This window comes from Sunxiuqinia sp. sy24, from assembly GCF_052677165.1.
The window spans coordinates 127601-144798 of record NZ_JBQYLH010000006.1 but is presented as its reverse complement, the minus strand read 5'-3'; the positions used below and the strand labels follow the sequence as shown (position 1 = coordinate 144798).

The window sequence follows — 17198 nt, the reverse complement described above, 5'->3', positions numbered from 1 at the left end:
AATTTTTAAACCATTTAAAGTGGGTAAGTATTTGTTTGAAATTTATTTATTGGGTATTTTCGTGAACGTTAACGGATGTTTTAACGGTCGTTCTTTCAGTGACTTTGCATTTAGCCTATGACCGTTTTAATCGCTTAGCTGATTTTAGGTCTGAACCAACAATCAGGCATTGTGGATAATTCAACAATAAAAGGAAGATGAAAAAATTTATGGATGAGAATTTTCTGTTGCAAACAGAAACAGCTCAAAAACTCTATCACGAACACGCGGCTAAAATGCCGATTTTTGATTACCACTGTCATATTTCACCCAAGGAAATTGCGGAAAATAAGTCGTTTGAAAACCTCACCCAGATTTGGTTGTATGGCGACCATTATAAATGGCGTGCCATGCGCACCAATGGGGTTGACGAACGCTACTGTACCGGAGATGCCAGTGATTGGGAGAAGTTTGAAAAGTGGGCCGAAACGGTTCCAAATACTTTGCGCAATCCGCTTTATCATTGGACGCATCTGGAATTGAAAAAATTCTTCGGAATTGATAAAGTACTGAATCCGGAGACGGCCAAGGAAATATGGGATGAGTGTAATAAAAAATTAAACTCCGGGAGTTATTCCTGCCGCGACATTATTCGTATGGCCAATGTCGATACTATTTGTACGACCGATGATCCGCTGGATTCATTGGAATATCACCAGGCCATTAAAAACGATGGTTTTGAGGTGGCGGTATTGCCTGCTTGGCGTCCCGATAAAGCGATGATGGTCGAAAATGTTGACTATTTCAACGACTATGTCGATCAGTTGGGCGAAGTAGCTAAGGTAGATATCGACAGTTTTGATGCGTTTCTGGTTGCGCTGGATAAACGCCACCAGTTTTTCCACGACAATGGCTGCCGCTTGTCCGATCATGGCCTTGATACAGCTTATGCTGAGGATTATACGGAAATGGAAATCAATGCCATTTTCGATAAGATCCGTATGCTGAAAAATTTGAATGAAAAGGAAATTAAGAAGTTTAAGTCGTGTATGCTTTACGAGTTTGGTATCATGGATCATTCGCGTGGTTGGACTCAGCAGTTTCATATTGGAGCACAGCGAAATAACAATACCCGTTTGTTTGAAAAGGCGGGGCCTGATACGGGATTCGACTCTATTGGAGATTTGCCTGTTGCGGCTTCATTAGGCAAACTACTTGACCGAATGGATCAGGAAAATAAACTGAGTCAAACAATTTTGTACAACCTGAATCCACGCGATAACGAATTGTATGCTACCATGATTGGTAACTTTCAGGATGGCTCAATGCCGGGTAAAATTCAATATGGTTCAGGTTGGTGGTTTATGGATCAGAAAGAGGGCATGATAAAGCAGATGAATACGCTTTCGACCCTTGGATTACTGAGTCGTTTTATTGGAATGTTGACAGATTCACGTAGCTTTTTATCGTACACCCGACACGAATATTTTCGTCGGACTTTGTGTAATTTGTTGGGGGACGATGTTGAAAATGGTGAAATTCCGAATGATATGAAATTGCTGGGTGAAATGGTCGAAAATATTTGTTATAATAACGCCCGGAATTATTTCAATTTTAAATGATTTGCAGTTCAAATGCTTTTAAAAAGTGAGATTTGAGTTTGTTCTTGATGAAAAGTATTTTATTTTTGCAATCGATTGCATTTGTCGATTTAATTGATTAAAAAAATGAATAAGAAAGTTGTTACGTTTGGAGAAATTATGTTGCGATTAGCGACGCCCGGATATTTAAGATTTAATCAGTCAGATAGCTTGACAGCTACTTTTGGCGGAGGAGAAGCGAATGTGGCCGTTTCGCTGGCTAACTATGGTATTCCGGTTGATTTTGTGACTCGCTTGCCCGAAAATGATATTGCCCGTGCCTGCAAAATGGATTTGCGAAGTTATGGAGTTGGGGTGAATCAGATTGTAAGTGGAGGCGATCGTGTTGGTATTTATTTCCTGGAAACAGGAGCAGTAAGCCGTGGAAGCAAAGTGGTTTATGATCGTGCACACTCAGCCATTGCTGAAATCGAACCTGGCATGATTGATTGGGATGCTGTATTCGATGGAGCTGGCTGGTTCCACTGGACTGGAATTACTCCGGCGATCTCGCAAGGGGCAGCTGATGTTTGTCTGGAGGCTATCAAAAAAGCCAATGAAAAAGGAATTACGGTTTCCTGCGATTTGAACTACCGCAAGAATCTTTGGGAGTATGGAAAAACAGCCGGAGAAGTTATGCCTGAGCTGGTGGCTGGAACAGATGTCGTGTTAGGAAATGAGGAAGATGCCGCTATGGTATTGGATATTCATCCTGAGGGGGTCGATGTTACTGGAGGACATGTTGACGGAGCGGCTTATGAGTCGGTTTCAAAACAGATTATGGCCAAGTTTCCACGATGCAAGAAAGTGATCACCACCTTGCGTGGTTCCATCAACGCCAACCACAACAGCTGGGCCGGTGTACTTTGGGATGGCAAAAAATTATACGAATCACGTCAGTTCCAGATTACTCACATTGTTGATCGTGTGGGTGGTGGCGACTCGTTTATGGGCGGCTTAATTTACGGACTGCTGAGCTATCCGAATGACGATCAGAAAGCCTTGGAATTTGCAGTAGCGGCCTCGTGCTTGAAGCACACCATTTATGGCGACTACAACCAAGTGACGGTCTCTGAAGTTGAAAAACTGATGGGTGGCGATGCGTCAGGGCGTGTCGCGAGATAATGATCAGGAATAAATAGTTGGACTGATAAAATAATAATTATTCAAACCGTTTCGAAAGATGAGATGGCTACTCGGGAACCGGAATCCTGAGAAACGAGAAGCATGACTTTTCTTCTTCCGATTAAAATTCGAAACTTAAAAATGATAAAATGGCTCGATTTACAAGAATAGAAGTAGCACAAACCATGAAAAGAACTGGCCTTGTTCCGGTTTTTTATCATGCTGATGTCGAACTATGCAAACAAGTGGTTGAAGCTTGTTATAATGGAGGAATTCGCATTTTTGAATTTACCAACCGCGGTGATTTTGCGGCCGAAGTGTTTGGTGAATTGACCAAGTGGGCTGCAAAAGCATGCCCTGAAATGATTATGGGGGTGGGCTCTATTGTGGATGAGGCAACGACTGCACTTTATATTTCTATTGGTGCGAACTTTATTGTTTCTCCTTTGATTGACGAAGGAATGGCTAAAGTCTGTAATAAACGCAAAATAGCCTGGAGTCCGGGTTGCGGTTCGGTTACCGAAATCGGACGTGCACACGAATTAGGTTGTGAAGTGGTGAAAATCTTCCCCGGATCATCGGTTGGCGGACCTGATTTTGTAAAAGGGGTAATGGGCCCAATGCCTTACGCCTGTATTATGCCTACTGGCGGTGTTTCGCCCGACGAAGAAAATCTGAGCCAGTGGTTCAAAGCCGGTGTGCATTGCGTTGGAATGGGCTCTCAGCTGTTTCCTAAAGAAGTCTTGGCTCAGGGTAATTTTACCTATATTACGGAGAAATGCCAGGAAGCGCTGGCAATCATTCAGAAATACAAAAAATAACCAATTACAATCAAATGACTAACACCAGTCTTGCTAAACTATTAATGTTTGTTGTTCTAATGAGCAGCTTCTCCTGTATAGGACCTTCTGACAAAAAAGAGCTGAAACTTGCTCATGGATTACCGGTTGATCACCCGGTGCATCAGGCAATGGAATTTATGGCTCAACGAACGGCAGAACTGTCGGAGGGCAAGTTAATCATTGAGGTCTATCCGGCTGAACAATTGGGCTCCGAGCAGCAATGTGTAGAGTTGTTGCAGATCGGTAGTTTGGCCATTACTAAAGTGTCGGCTGCTGTGATGGAAAGCTTTACTGATGCTTATAAAGTTTTTGGCTTACCTTACATTTTCAAATCCAAAGAGCATTCTTTTAAAATTATGGATGGCCCCATTGGAAAAGATCTGCTGCTGAGTACCAAAGATAAGTGGATTCGCGGCTTGACCTATTACGATGCCGGGTCGCGCAGTTTTTATACCAAGTCAAAGCCAATCAATCATCCTGATGATCTGGCAGGGATGAAAATTCGCGTGATGCGCAGTATCACAGCTGTTGAAATGACCAAAGCGCTGGGAGGTTCGCCAACCCCCATTTCGTGGGGCGAACTTTACACGGCCTTGCAGAGTGGCGTAGTTGATGGCGCTGAAAACAACCCCCCCAGTCTTTACACCTCGCGCCATTATGAAGTGTGTAAATTTTACTCGCTTGATGAGCATACCATCATCCCCGATGTGTTGGTTTTTAGTCAGATTATTTGGGATAAACTGTCACCACAGGAGCAGGAGTGGATTCAGCAGGCAGCCGACGAATCGGCCGTTTTGCAGCGCAAACTTTGGGCTGAATCTGAAAAGAAATCCTTGGAGGAAGTTCAAAAAGCGGGTGTTAAAGTCAACTATCCCGATAAAGCTCCTTTCATTGAAAAGGTACAGCCTTTGCTTGAAAGCTACCGAGATAACGAGTTGATCTATTCATACATCAAGCGTATTCAGGCGGTTGAATAAAATCAAAATATCATGACTCTACGAAAATATATTGATAAAGTAATTGAGTGGGTACTCGTCTTCTTGATGGGGATTCTTGTGTTGGATGTGCTTTGGCAGGTATTCAGCCGCTATGTAATGAATGCGCCAAGTAGCTTTACCGATGAGCTGGCGGGTTTTTTATTGATCTGGGTTGGTTTGCTGGGGGCGGCTTATGTCGCCGGTCAGCGCGAACACTTAGCGATCGATTTACTAATTCAGCGAAGCTCACCCAAACGGAGGTTTAAACTTGAAATGATGATTAGTGTGGTTGTTATTATTTTTGCGCTGACGGTTATGGTTGTTGGTGGCTCGTGGTTGGTCTACACCCGATTCTACCTGTCGGTGAAGTCGGCTGCTTTGGGATTACCACTGGGAATGGTTTACCTGGTATTGCCTATCAGTGGTTTGCTGATTGCTTATTTCGACATGGATAATATGTACAACATGGTTAAAGAGAACCGGAAAAAATAACATTATGGAATTTCTTGAAATATTTGTACTCGTTTTTAGTTTTATCCTATTGCTGGTCGTTGGTGTACCCATCGCGTTCAGTATTGGTATCTCCGGAATCTTGACCATGCTAGTCAGTATTGATGTGATTCCGGCATTGACTACTTTTTCGCAACGGATGGCTACAGGACTCGATAGTTTTGCTTTGTTGGCCATCCCGTTCTTTATTTTAGCCGGAAACATCATGAATAGTGGTGGAATAGCCATTCGCCTGATTGATTTTGCACGGGTGTTGGTTGGCGGAATCCCGGGAGGTGTTGCCATTGTGAATGTATTAGCCAATATGCTTTTTGGAGCTATTTCCGGTTCTGCTGCTGCTTCGGCGTCGGCTATTGGAAGTATCATGGGACCCGAAATGAAAAAAGAAGGCTACCCGGAAAACTTTAGTGCTGCGGTAAATATTACCTCGGCCACAACCGGCTTATCCATTCCTCCAAGTAACATCTTAATCGTTTATTCATTGGCCAGTGGTGGTGTTTCCATTACGGCCTTATTTTTGGCTGGCTATGTCCCCGGTATTTTAACAGGCCTGGCAATTATTACCACGGCTGTTACGATGCTTATATATAAACGGAAAGGCTTGCAAGCTGCACTTAAAGGCCTAGGTGTCGCTGTATTGGTTGCTATTGCATTGGTGCTGGTATTTCAGGGAGTAAGCTTTGCCCGCGAGTCTTTTAACTCTGGTGTTAATCGAAGCCTTTCAGGTGTCGCACTGGCTGCATTTGCCGTTTTTACCTTTATAAAAACGAAAAACAACAAAGAAAAAGCGTTGGATGGCACAAAGAAATTGTTGGATGCTATCCCCAGTTTGTTGATGCTGATTATTGTAATTGGAGGAATTGTGGCCGGTTACTTTACGGCTACCGAAGCTTCGGCTATCGCTGTTTTGTACTCACTGATTCTGGCATTCATCTACCGGCAGGTTTCTGTCAGCGATTTGCCTCAGATTCTCTTGCGGTCGGTTAAAACAACCGCAATTGTCTTATTATTGGTGGCGACCTGTTTGGGGCTGTCGTGGATTATGGCTTATGAGAATATCCCTCAAGATGTTAGCGCGGGACTGTTATCCATTTCCAGTAATCCTTTTATTATCCTACTGCTTATTAACCTGATTTTGTTGGTTGTTGGTATTTTTATGGATATGACACCGGCTGTTTTGATTTTCACGCCCATTTTCCTGCCAATTGTTACGGCTATGGGGGTTGACCCGATTCACTTCGGAATCATTATGGTGCTTAACCTGAGTGTGGGCTTGTGTACTCCGCCGGTAGGATCGGTACTCTTTATTGGCTGTAGTGTTTCGGGTCTCAGTATCGATAAGGTGATCAAACCGCTTATTCCGATGTTTCTAGCGATGGTGATTGTTTTGTTAATGGTAACCTATTTGCCTCAGCTAAGCTTGTGGTTACCCGGAAAATTTGGTTTCTGATTTATTGAAGAATGATTTTTAAATGAGGCTATCCTAAGAGAAAAGGATAGCCTCATTTTTTTGCTGTCGTAATGCCTCATTTTTGTAGTCTTTATTCGATTGCCCTTTTTCATTATACGATTGAACTTTTTTCAATAAAAAAGTATATTTACATGTTCTAACATATGTGAAGGTGCTTATTTTACCACAAAATATTAAATCTCAATCATGTGCAAATTTCTCTTCAGAATTTCCTTAATCACGCTACTCTGTGGTTATTCATTGTTTGGTTTTTCTCAGAAATCAAATGATCCTACCAATTATGTCAATCCGTTAATCGATACACATAAATCTCGTTGGTTTTATTTTTCATCCGCTTCTCGTCCATTTGGGATGGTTAATCTTAGTCCGGATACCTGGGTGAAGGGGAGTTGGAATTCAGGGTATCTTTATGATAGTCTTCATGTGCGTTGTTTTTCGCATATCCATGCCTGGCAGATGTCTGGGATCCCGGTGATGCCTGCCGTTGGGGAATTTAAAGGGCACTTAGGAATGGAATCTTATAAGTCTGCTTTTAGTCATGATGACGAAAATATTAGTCCCGGATACCATCGTATCTATTTAAAAGACTATAATATACGTGCTGAATTGACATCTACGACACGGGCTGGTTTTCATAGATATGAATATCCTAAAGATGTTGATAAAGATGTAATTTTTGATGTCGGTGCCTTTCTAGGCCATTCAGCGATGGATTCAGCTAAAGTTGAGAAGGTAAGCGAATATGAGATTGCCGGCTATAGCATTATGGCCGCAACGGGTAGGCGCCCAAAACCTACTTATGTATATTTTGTCGCTCGATTCGATCAGCCGATCTCTACCTTTGGAGCTTGGGAAAAGGGTGTGCTCAAAGAAGGTGAAGTGCAACAAATTTATGGGAAAGAAGTAGGGGCATTTGTTCGTTTTGACAAGCAACAAAGCAACACCTTAAAAATGAAAGTTGCCATATCTTATACAAGTACAGAACAGGCTCGTTTAAACATGGACACAGAGCTTGCCCACTGGAATTTCGATACGGTAGTTAAAGCGTCGAAAGATGAGTGGAACAACTATCTGGGACGAATAAAAGTTAAAGGAGGAACTGAAAAACAGAAAGTAAAGTTTTACACCGATTTGTGGCACGCATTATTAGGGCGAAGAATTGTTAGTGATGTGGATGGCAAGTATTGCGACATGACTGGCGATAAACCGGTGATTCGCCAAATTGCATTAGATAACGAGGGCTTACCTTTGCATAAGCAATATAATTTTGATGCCTTATGGGGTAGTCACTGGACCTTGAATGTGTTATGGTCGATGGTCTATCCGGAGGTGATGAATGATTTTTGCAGTAGTATGGTTGAGATGTATGAGCATGGGGGCTTGATACCTCGCGGACCATCAGGAGGCAATTATACCTATGTAATGATTGGCGATCCGGCTTCTTGTTTCTTTGCAACTGCTTATAATAAGGGAATTCGTAATTACAATATAGAGAAAGCTTATGAAGGGCTACGTAAAAATGCGTTTGTAGGCGGCATACGAGACCGTGCCGGATACGAGCATCGTAAGAATGCTGAAGGTGGTGGAATGAACTTTTATGTGGAAAAAGGTTATGTGCCTGAAGGTATAAAAGGTCCGGGTGGGCATAAAAATGGTGCGGCTATGACTTTAGAGTATTCTTACCAGGATTGGTGTTTGGGGCAATTAGCCTTATCCCTCAATAAAACAAAAGATTACGATTTTTTTAGTACCCGTTCTGGTAACTACAAGAATTTGTGGAATCAACAAAGTCAATTTATTCATCCTAAGAATATGGATGGAGCATGGATTGACGATTTTGCCCCCATTGGCAAAGGGTTTAATATGAAAGGTTTTGTAGAAAGTAATTCAGCGATTTACACCAATTTTGTTCCTCATGATTTAAAGGGACTAATAACGTTGTTTGGTGGGGAAGAGCGCTATACACAATATGTCGATAGTTGTTTTATAAAAGCTCAAGGCAATAAATTTATCACTGATCATGGTAAGCATGCCGAAAGCTGGGTTGATTATGAGAACCAACCGTCAACTCAAATGGCTCACCTGTTTAATCACAGCGGAGCTCCCTGGTTGTCGCAGAAGTGGGTGCGGGAAGTGAAAGAAACCACTTTTGGGGATGTAAGTCCTTATGGAGGGTATAATGGTGATGAAGATCAGGGGCAAATGGGCGCATTAGGCGTTTTGATGGCTATGGGCTTATTTCAAATGGATGGAGGAGCTTCAATCAGTTCACAGTATGAAATTACCTCACCTGTATTTGATAAAATAGAAATCTCACTAAATCAGGATTATTATTCAGGTAAAAGATTTGTGATTTCAACCAAGAATAACTCATCAGAAAACTTGTATATTCAATCAGCAAAATTGAATGGGAAAGACTGGGTGAAGTACTATTTCTTTCACAACGAATTTGCGAAAGGCGGGAAATTAGAGTTAGTGCTAGGGAGTAATCCCAATAAAAATTGGGGATTTAAATGACTGAGTAATTGGATAGTTTGATCTGCCTATAGATTTTCTAATATAAGGTAACGATTAAAACAAACTAATGAAAAGTATATTTATTTGTAATAGTATCTGCAGCCATATACGTATTGGGAGTGTAACACTCTACAGCACGGAAAGTTAAGTGTCGCACTCCTATGTCCAATTATAAATAGGATGAGAAAAAAGATTAGATAGCGAGTTTAAGACAAACGCAGCCGAGCTTTCTTATGTGAGTGGCAATTGCCGCGAAATTGCTGACGAATCAGAAATTGCAGATCATTACTCTTCTGGAGAGTAAAGAGTGGCTATCTAAAGAGTGGGCAGGGAGTGAACCGTTGCTGGTTAGGATGACGGAGATCTTCGAAGCCAGCTTACTAAGCTATGGAGTCTAAGGATTACGAAAAAATGGATATCTGGCCTCATTGCAAGGGAATTTTAGTATTCTGAAATAACTAATCTCAGAGCCAGGTGGCAGCGAAAATCTAGGTCTGCCACAGATGCCAGACACCATAACTGCAGCGAAAGCTAAACCACGCTTGCCGGAGAAGTCGCAACATCCGGAGTTAAATCTCAAACGGTATCCGAAAGTCGCAACCATTCTTGAAATTGGAGCATCCCCAGGCGGTTTTCCCTTTCAGTATTTTGCCAGTATTGCACTTGGGGCATGTGAGTTCGTTTTTTATTTGTGGTTGAAGTTGGATGGACTGATCGTCTTTCATGAGCAGGTTTCCGTCCAGTTTCAGGCCTTCGTAAGGAAAACCTTTGATTAACGGTGATTTCTTTTTGCTGACTAATGCTTGAATTTGCTTGTCGGTCAGTTTTTTGCCATACCACTTGAATGGTATCTTAAAATGGCAGCCTTGGTTCCATTCGGAGCATCCCCAGGCCGATTTCCCTTTTAGGAGTTTTCCTTTTTGGCAGCGAGGACAAGTCAAGTCCTTGGCCGGTTTATTTGACGCTTTCTTTTTGCTTTTTCCCTCAGCCTTTGCTTTTTCCTGAGTCTTTTTTTCTTCATCTTCCAGAATGGTGATTTCTTTCTTGCGTGAATTTTTAACCTGCCAAATGACTTCGGTTACCATGTTTTTCAACTCGGCCATAAATTGGGCAATTTCCAGTTCGCCCGATTCAATTTCACGTAGTTTCTTTTCCCACATACCCGTTAGTTCGGCCGACTTCAGCATGTCGTTTTCAATGGTGTTGATCAAATCCATGCCGGTTGGTGTCGCTACCAGTCGCTTACGTTCTTTGCGAATGTAACGCCTGCGAAACAGTGTTTCAATGATATTGGCTCGGGTCGATGGACGTCCGATGCCGTTTTCCTTCATCAGCTCGCGCAGTTCATCATCGTCCATATTCTTTCCGGCTGTTTCCATTGCGCGTAGCAGGGTGGCCTCGGTGTAATAGTTGGGGGGCTGTGTTTGTTTTTCTTGTAATTCGGGCTGGTGAGGCCCATGTTCGCCGGTGTTAAATGCCGGAAGAATATTGTCATCCGATTGATTGGCTTTTTTCTCGTTCTTGTATACCACGCGCCAGCCCGGCTTCAGGATTTGCTTTCCGGTGGCTTTAAACTGATGCTTTTCGATATTTGCTTCTACTGTGGTGTTGGCAATTTCGCAGTCGGGATAAAAAACGGCTATAAATCGTTTCACCACCATGTCGTAAACCTTTCGCTCTGCTTCGGTTAGGTCAATGCGTGTCATCCCGGTAGGAATGATGGCGTGGTGATCGGTGATCTTTTTATTGTCGAATACTTTTTTCGATTTGCGGATTTTTCCTGCGCCTAGTACTGGCTGGGTCAGTTCATCGTAGCCTTTCAGGCTTTTAAGGGTGCCCGGGACTTTCTTATAAATATCATCCGAAAGGAAAGTGGTGTCGACCCTTGGATAAGTGGTTACCTTCTTTTCGTATAGCGACTGAATGGTGCGCAGCGTTTCGTCGGCACTGAGGTTGAACTTTCGGTTGCACTCCACCTGTAACGAGGTTAGGTCGAACAGGCGGGGAGGATGCTCCTTGCTGTTTTTCTTGGTTATTTTACCGATAAACAGATCCATGCCGGAAATTTCCCGCAATACTTTTTCGGCTTTTTCTTTTTGCTGAAAGCGTCCGGTAGTGTAGGAGAATGTGGCTTCACGGTACAGGGTTTTGATTTCCCAAAAGGGTTCGGGCTTAAAGTTCTCGATCTCCTGCTGGCGGTTTACGATCAGCGCCAGAGTAGGGGTTTGTACCCGACCGATTGAAAGCACTTGCTTGTTTTGGCCGTATTTTAGCGTGTACAAGCGGGTGGCATTCATCCCTAGTAGCCAGTCGCCAATGGCCCGTGCACTGCCGGCTTCATAAAGTTTGTCAAATTCTTCGCTTGGCAGGAGTTTGGCAAAACCTTCGCGAATAGCCTCTTCCGTTAAGGAGGAGATCCACAGTCGTTTGATGGGCGCTTTGTTTCCGGCTTTGGTGAGTACCCAACGCTGAATCAGTTCTCCTTCTTGTCCGGCATCACCGCAGTTTATGATTTCGTCTGCTTTTTCAATTAAGCTTTCTAAAATTGAAAATTGCTTTTTTACCCCTTGGTCATCAATTACTTTGATGCCGAACCGTTGGGGAATCATGGGTAGTTCATTGATGTTCCAGTATTTCCATCGGACGGTGTAATCATGCGGTTCTTTCAACGTACACAAGTGCCCAAAAGTCCAGCTTACCTGGTAGCCATTTCCTTCGAAATAGCCATCGCGCCGGCTATTTGCTCCAATAATTTGTGCAATTTCTTTGGCAACACTTGGTTTTTCGGCAATGCAAACTTTCATGAAACGTGATCGGTTGTCAGTTATCGTTTTTAGCTATCGCTTAAAGCATTTTTATTCCGTCTTCTTCCAATGAGATTAGGCGGTGTTTATATAAAGCGCCAATGGCTTTTTTGAAATTCTTTTTACTGATATGGAAGGTTGATTTGATTAACTCGGGCGAACTTTTATCGGTTAATGGTAAAAAGCCGTTGTTGGCTGCCAGTTTATTCAAGATGCCTTGAGAGATGTCGTCAATTTTTTCGTAACCTTCTTTTTGAAGCGAAAGGTCGATCTTCTCATCTTCGCGAATGGTTTTGATAAAGCCTTTGAGTTTTTGTCCTACTTTTAGCGGCTGAAATACCTCATTCTTATAGATCATGCCCCAGTGGCTGTTGTCAATAATAGCTTTAAATCCAAGGTCGGTTTGACCAGCAATAATCAGATCCACTTCTTCACCTACTTCATAATCCACCGGAATATTGTCTACACACTTGTCAAGCTTCGAAGTGGCGGCAATACGTTGGCTTTCGTCATCCAGGTACACATAAACCAGGTAGGAGCGATCGGCTTCCATTGTTTGTTGTTGCTCGCGGAAGGGAACCAGCAAATCTTTGGGAAGCCCCCAGTCCAGAAATGCGCCAACACCAGTGATTGAAACGACCGGCAAGAAGGCAAATTCGCCAACCATTGCTTTAGGTTGTTCGTTGGTAGCTAACAAGCGGTCTTCCGAGTCGAGGTAGATAAAAACATTCAGCACATCGCCTGGTTTGCACCCTTCGGGTACATAGCGCTTGGGCATTAAAATCTCGCCATGTGGGCCCCCATCGAGGTAAATTCCAAAATCTACTTCTTTTACAACTTCCAATTCATTCATTAAGCCTATTGCTGCCATTGCTTCGTGTTTTTATTTGAACAGGCAAAGGTACGTTTTCGGCGGAAATATTGGTAATAACTCTTCGATTTAATATGGAAAGCCAGAAGGTTCAGGAGAAAAGGTTTATTTTTGACAGTCAAACTGAAAAAACTTATTTATGTCAACGGTTAAAATTGGATTTTTAGGTGCAGGAGGAATTGCCAAGGCGCATGCTTATTCGTTAAACTCGTTACGTTATTACTATCCAGAAACACCGCAGATCGTTTTCGAGTCGGTGTGCTCACAACGGGAAGAAAGTCGTAAGCATTTTGCTGAAAGTTATGGTTTCCGGCAACATCAGTGCGAGGCCGATTTTATGCAGAATGATGCCATTGATACGGTGTTGATTCTTGGCCCGAACAAGGTGCACGCCGAGCATTTGAAGGCGGTAGCAAAGATGCCTAATGTGAAACGCATTTACCTTGAAAAACCGGTTTGTTCGAGTTTGCAGGAAGAAAAAGAACTGGCTGCCTTGGCGTTAGCAGGTAGAAAACTGCAGGTTGGGTTTCAATATTTACAAACGGCCTCGGTGCGCGAAGCAATTGCTTTCTGGAAATCCGGTAAATTGGGTAGACCAATTCATTTTGACTTGAAATATTATCACGGCGATTATTTGCAGCAAAGCTATCGCGACAAGCGGCAAACCCGCTTAACACCTGCTCCTGACGGTGGGGCTATGGCCGATTTAGGTTCACACGGAATTAGCTTGTTGCTTTCTTTTATGGGTGAGCAACTACAGATTACCAGCGCTTTGCAGGGCGGTGATTTTGCGGATGTACCAGGCGATTCTGATTTGTTTTCGTCGCTTTCGCTGGTCGATCCACATACACGGGCTGTCGGGAATATGTCAGCCAGTCGAATCAGTTCCGGATCGGGCGATTTGGTGTCCCTTGAAATTTATGCTGAAAAGGGGACCCTGCGTTACACTTCGCAGCGGCCTGAGTCGTTTGACTATTTTCTGGAAGAAACCCAGCAGTGGGTAACCCAGCCTGTTGGAAGCCACTATAAGCCAATCAGTAGTTTCCCGTCGGGACATGTGCCTCCCGGCTGGTTGCGCTCGATGGTGCATGCGCATTACCTGTTTTTAGGTGGGGCCGATGAAAGGGCTTTTGTTCCGGATTTGCAGCATGGCTTAGCCGTTCAGCGTCTGGTGCGCGAAACGGCAACGCACCTCAGTTCATTCAGAAAACAACTTTCTTCGTATGTCAAGAAGTAGCGGAATTTTATTGCATATAAGCTCATTGCCAGGGAAACACGGGATTGGAAGCATGGGGGCCGATGCCTTTGCTTTTGTTGACTTTCTGAAGGAAACAGGGCAGAAGTGGTGGCAGATTTTGCCATTGGGCCCCACAGGCTATGGTAATTCGCCTTACCAAAGTTATTCGGCTTTTGCCGGAAGCGATTTGCTCATCAGTATGGATAAACTGGTGGATGATCAACTGTTGAAACAGTCGGAATTAGAGATTTTTGCTCAATTTTCGCAAAAGAAGGTCGAATATGATCAAATTGCTCCCATAAAAAGAGAGCTCCTGAAAAAGGCTTTCGAGCGCTTTGGCAATCAATTTGACCGCTATAAAGAAGCGTACTATAATTTCCTGGGCGAACATTCGTGGTGGCTCGATGACTATGCTTTATTTCAGGCACTGAAGGAGCAAAAGCCCGAACTGGTATGGAATGAATGGAAAATTGCCTACACGAAACGGGAAGTGCAGGCGTTGGATAAAGCTTATCTGGAACATGCCGAATTGATCAATTTTCATCGTTTTATTCAGTTTATCTTTTTTAAGCAGTGGTTCGAATTGAAGAGCTATGCCAATGAGCATGGCGTTCAACTGTTTGGCGACTTGCCCTTATATGTATCCTTGGATAGTTCGGATGTATGGGGCAACCAGGATTTGTTTTTGCTGGATGAGGAAGGGCAGCCAACGCATGTGGGGGGAGTGCCGCCGGACTATTTTAGCGAAACGGGGCAGTTGTGGGGTTGTCCGGTTTTTGACTGGAACCGATTGGCTGAACGAAATTATGACTGGTGGATGGCGCGCCTGCATTTTTGCTTGAAGATGTATGACCGGATACGGATTGATCATTTTCGTGGATTGGAGTCGTTTTGGTCGGTACCAGCAGGAGAAAAGACAGCTATTCGCGGGGAGTGGTGGCCAGCCAAAGGGCATGATATGCTGAGGCTTTTGCAATCGCAAATTGGCGAGCTGCCAGTTATTGCTGAGGATCTTGGGGTGATAACTCCAGAGGTGGAGAAACTGCGGGATGATTTTAAGCTGCCGGGAATGAAAGTGCTGCAGTTTGGTTTTGCTTCGGATGCTACCAACGAGCATCTACCACATAATTATGACCGTAATTTTGTGGTTTACACAGGAACGCATGATAACAACACGACGTTAGGCTGGCTGAAATCGGTAACGAAAGTTGAGCGCCTAAATATCAGGCGCTACTTTTATCGAAGCAGACGAAGGACGGTTGATTCAATTATTGAAGCTACCTGGGGCTCGGTTGCTGAGCTGGCCATTATGCCTATGCAGGACTTACTTCGGCTTGATGGCAAAGGTCGCATGAATGTTCCGGGGGTAGCTGGAGGAAACTGGGAATGGCGCTTTGAATGGAGGCAACTCCGGCTGTCGCGTCGTCATTTTCTGAAGCAAATTACTGAAAAGTACAATCGCTGCAAGCCGCCAGAGGAAAATTGAATTTCAATTTTTTAGGCTGCTTGCCGAAAATATGAACTTGAAAGTGATGAGAAGCTGTCCAGTACATGTGCTTCATAATGTGTTCAGAAGCCTTTGATTGTTGCTTTAAACCTTGGCCTAAATGAATCGCTCCAGCGCATCCATGAATAGTTTGGGTTGCTCGGCATGAAGCCAGTGTCCGGCATCGGGAATGGTGGTGATTTGTGCTTCCGGATAGATTTCCTTGATCTTTTTCTCGTCTTCTTTAGAAATGTAGGGGGATTGCTCGCCTTTGATAAACAAAACCGGGTAGTTTAGAATGGGGATACGATCTTCAAGCCAGCGGTAGTTGACCCCACTGATCACTTCATCCAGATGATCGTAAAGCACATCGACATTGATGCGACAATCAAACTTTTTGGTTTCCTTGTTTCTGTAAACATTTTTAAGCAGAAACAGCACCAGTCCTTTGTTGTCGAGTTTGAGTTTCAGAAAATCACTGATATCTTCACGTGTGTCGAACTGATGTTTTCGTACTTCTTTTAACGATTCCAGGATATGCTGGTGCTGGTAATATTGTCCTTTGTCCTGCAGTTCAAAATAATCCTTAGGCGCAATATCTGCAATGATCAGCTTATCTATCTTTTCCGGGTATTCGGCAGCGAAGAACATGGCTGTTTTTCCACCCATGCTGTGTCCGATTACGGTGGCTTTTTCGATTTGGTGTTCTTCAAAGAAATCCGCCAAATCGTTAGTCATGTCCTGGTAGTTGTGTTCTTCGGCATTGGGCGAGCGTCCGTGGTTACGTTGGTCGATCAGGTACACATGGTGTTTTCTGCCCAGTTTTTTCCCAACAGTGAGCCAGTTGTCCGACGAGCCGTACAGCCCGTGGACGATGACAATGGTTTGTTTATTAACTTTGCCTTCTTCGCGATAAAATAACTTCATGACGCGGTACTCTGCATTAAACATGTTGGTTCATTATTCCTGATTCAAGGAACAGTCAATGGGCCGTTTTGTTGGTCGGTGCCGTTAGGGGCGAATACAATCCAGGTATTCGTGAATGGTGTTTTTCAAGCCCAGGTAAAGTGCATCGGCAATAAGGGCGTGCCCAATCGAAACTTCATCGATGTATGGAATTTTATCGATCAAGAATTTGAGATTTTTCAAGCTCAGGTCATGGCCGGCATTGATTCCCAGATTCAATTGTTTGGCCAGTTTGGCCGCTTCAATGAAAGGGGCGATCGCTTTGTCAGGATCCTCTGGGTAAATGGTGGCATACGGTTCGGTGTATAGCTCAATTCGGTCGGTTCCGATTTTGGCTGCAGCCTCAATGGCGTGCAAATCGGGGTCGACAAAAATAGAGGTGCGAATGCCTTCCGCTTTAAGACGGGCAATAACATCAACCAGAAAATCGTGGTGTTTTAGGGTATTCCAGCCATGATCTGATGTGAGTTGGCCCGGCATGTCGGGTACAAGGGTCGCCTGAGTAGCCTTTATGTCGGTTACCAGTTTGATAAAATCTTCGCTGGGGTAGCCTTCAATGTTGAACTCGGTGGTAATGTGGGGTTTAATGTCGTAAACATCCTGACGGGTAATGTGTCGTTCGTCAGGCCGTGGATGTACTGTAATTCCCTCAGCACCAAACTTCTCGCAGCTAATTGCAGCATCAAGCACACTGGGCGTTTTGCCTCCGCGTGAATTTCTTAATGTTGCTATTTTGTTTATATTTACACTTAGTCTTGTCATATTGAATAAAT

The 17198-nt window shown here is 43.7% G+C and carries 13 protein-coding genes; 9 read left to right on the top strand and 4 right to left on the bottom strand.

Annotation, left to right across the window (positions count from 1 at the left end; translation table 11 throughout):
* The first annotated feature begins 197 nt into the window (after positions 1 to 197).
* From uxaC to ACUNWA_RS07415, 7 genes are all read left to right on the top strand, one after another.
* Positions 198 to 1601: a glucuronate isomerase gene (gene uxaC / locus ACUNWA_RS07445; protein WP_445591264.1), complete on the top strand. Its 1404-nt coding sequence runs from the start codon at positions 198 to 200 to the stop codon at positions 1599 to 1601.
* A 105-nt stretch (positions 1602 to 1706) separates the two neighbouring features.
* Positions 1707 to 2744: a PfkB family carbohydrate kinase gene (locus tag ACUNWA_RS07440; protein ID WP_445591263.1), complete on the top strand. Its 1038-nt coding sequence runs from the start codon at positions 1707 to 1709 to the stop codon at positions 2742 to 2744.
* Between the two features lie 149 nt (positions 2745 to 2893).
* On the top strand, positions 2894 to 3565 hold the full coding sequence (locus ACUNWA_RS07435) for a bifunctional 4-hydroxy-2-oxoglutarate aldolase/2-dehydro-3-deoxy-phosphogluconate aldolase (RefSeq protein WP_445591262.1): 672 nt from the start codon (positions 2894 to 2896) through the stop codon (positions 3563 to 3565).
* Positions 3566 to 3579: 14 nt separating this feature from the next.
* The gene (locus tag ACUNWA_RS07430) at positions 3580 to 4563 is read left to right on the top strand and encodes a TRAP transporter substrate-binding protein (RefSeq protein ID WP_445591261.1); all 984 of its coding nucleotides are present in this window, start codon (positions 3580 to 3582) and stop codon (positions 4561 to 4563) included.
* A gap of 12 nt (positions 4564 to 4575) precedes the next feature.
* Complete coding sequence (locus ACUNWA_RS07425) at positions 4576 to 5055, top strand: TRAP transporter small permease (protein WP_445591260.1); 480 nt, start codon at positions 4576 to 4578, stop codon at positions 5053 to 5055.
* Between the two features lie 4 nt (positions 5056 to 5059).
* On the top strand, positions 5060 to 6523 hold the full coding sequence (locus ACUNWA_RS07420) for a TRAP transporter large permease (RefSeq protein ID WP_445591259.1): 1464 nt from the start codon (positions 5060 to 5062) through the stop codon (positions 6521 to 6523).
* A gap of 207 nt (positions 6524 to 6730) precedes the next feature.
* Positions 6731 to 9061: a GH92 family glycosyl hydrolase gene (locus ACUNWA_RS07415; RefSeq protein WP_445591258.1), complete on the top strand. Its 2331-nt coding sequence runs from the start codon at positions 6731 to 6733 to the stop codon at positions 9059 to 9061.
* Between the two features lie 569 nt (positions 9062 to 9630).
* Here the strand turns inward: ACUNWA_RS07415 and ACUNWA_RS07410 are convergent.
* Both ACUNWA_RS07410 and ACUNWA_RS07405 read right to left on the bottom strand, forming a co-directional pair.
* Positions 9631 to 11865, bottom strand: a complete 2235-nt coding sequence (locus ACUNWA_RS07410) for a DNA topoisomerase 3 (RefSeq protein WP_445591257.1) — start codon at positions 11863 to 11865, stop codon at positions 9631 to 9633.
* 40 nt (positions 11866 to 11905) lie between these two features.
* Positions 11906 to 12736 carry a CvfB family protein gene (locus tag ACUNWA_RS07405; RefSeq protein ID WP_445591256.1) on the bottom strand — a complete coding sequence of 277 codons (831 nt, stop codon included), beginning with the start codon at positions 12734 to 12736 and terminating at the stop codon, positions 11906 to 11908.
* 139 nt (positions 12737 to 12875) lie between these two features.
* On the opposite strand from ACUNWA_RS07405, the gene ACUNWA_RS07400 reads away from it, so the two are divergent.
* Together ACUNWA_RS07400 and malQ are read left to right on the top strand one after the other, a co-directional pair.
* On the top strand, positions 12876 to 13973 hold the full coding sequence (locus ACUNWA_RS07400; RefSeq protein ID WP_445591255.1) for a Gfo/Idh/MocA family protein: 1098 nt from the start codon (positions 12876 to 12878) through the stop codon (positions 13971 to 13973).
* Positions 13960 to 15459 carry a 4-alpha-glucanotransferase gene (gene malQ / locus ACUNWA_RS07395; RefSeq protein ID WP_445591254.1) on the top strand — a complete coding sequence of 500 codons (1500 nt, stop codon included), beginning with the start codon at positions 13960 to 13962 and terminating at the stop codon, positions 15457 to 15459. The genes ACUNWA_RS07400 and malQ overlap by 14 nt, the downstream gene beginning before the upstream one ends.
* A gap of 117 nt (positions 15460 to 15576) precedes the next feature.
* On the opposite strand, the gene ACUNWA_RS07390 is transcribed toward malQ, so the two are convergent.
* Positions 15577 to 16386, bottom strand: a complete 810-nt coding sequence (locus ACUNWA_RS07390; protein WP_445591253.1) for an alpha/beta fold hydrolase — start codon at positions 16384 to 16386, stop codon at positions 15577 to 15579.
* An 84-nt stretch (positions 16387 to 16470) separates the two neighbouring features.
* Positions 16471 to 17187, bottom strand: coding sequence for a pyridoxine 5'-phosphate synthase (locus tag ACUNWA_RS07385; RefSeq protein ID WP_445591252.1), 717 nt, complete (start codon positions 17185 to 17187; stop codon positions 16471 to 16473).
* Positions 17188 to 17198: the final 11 nt, after the last annotated feature.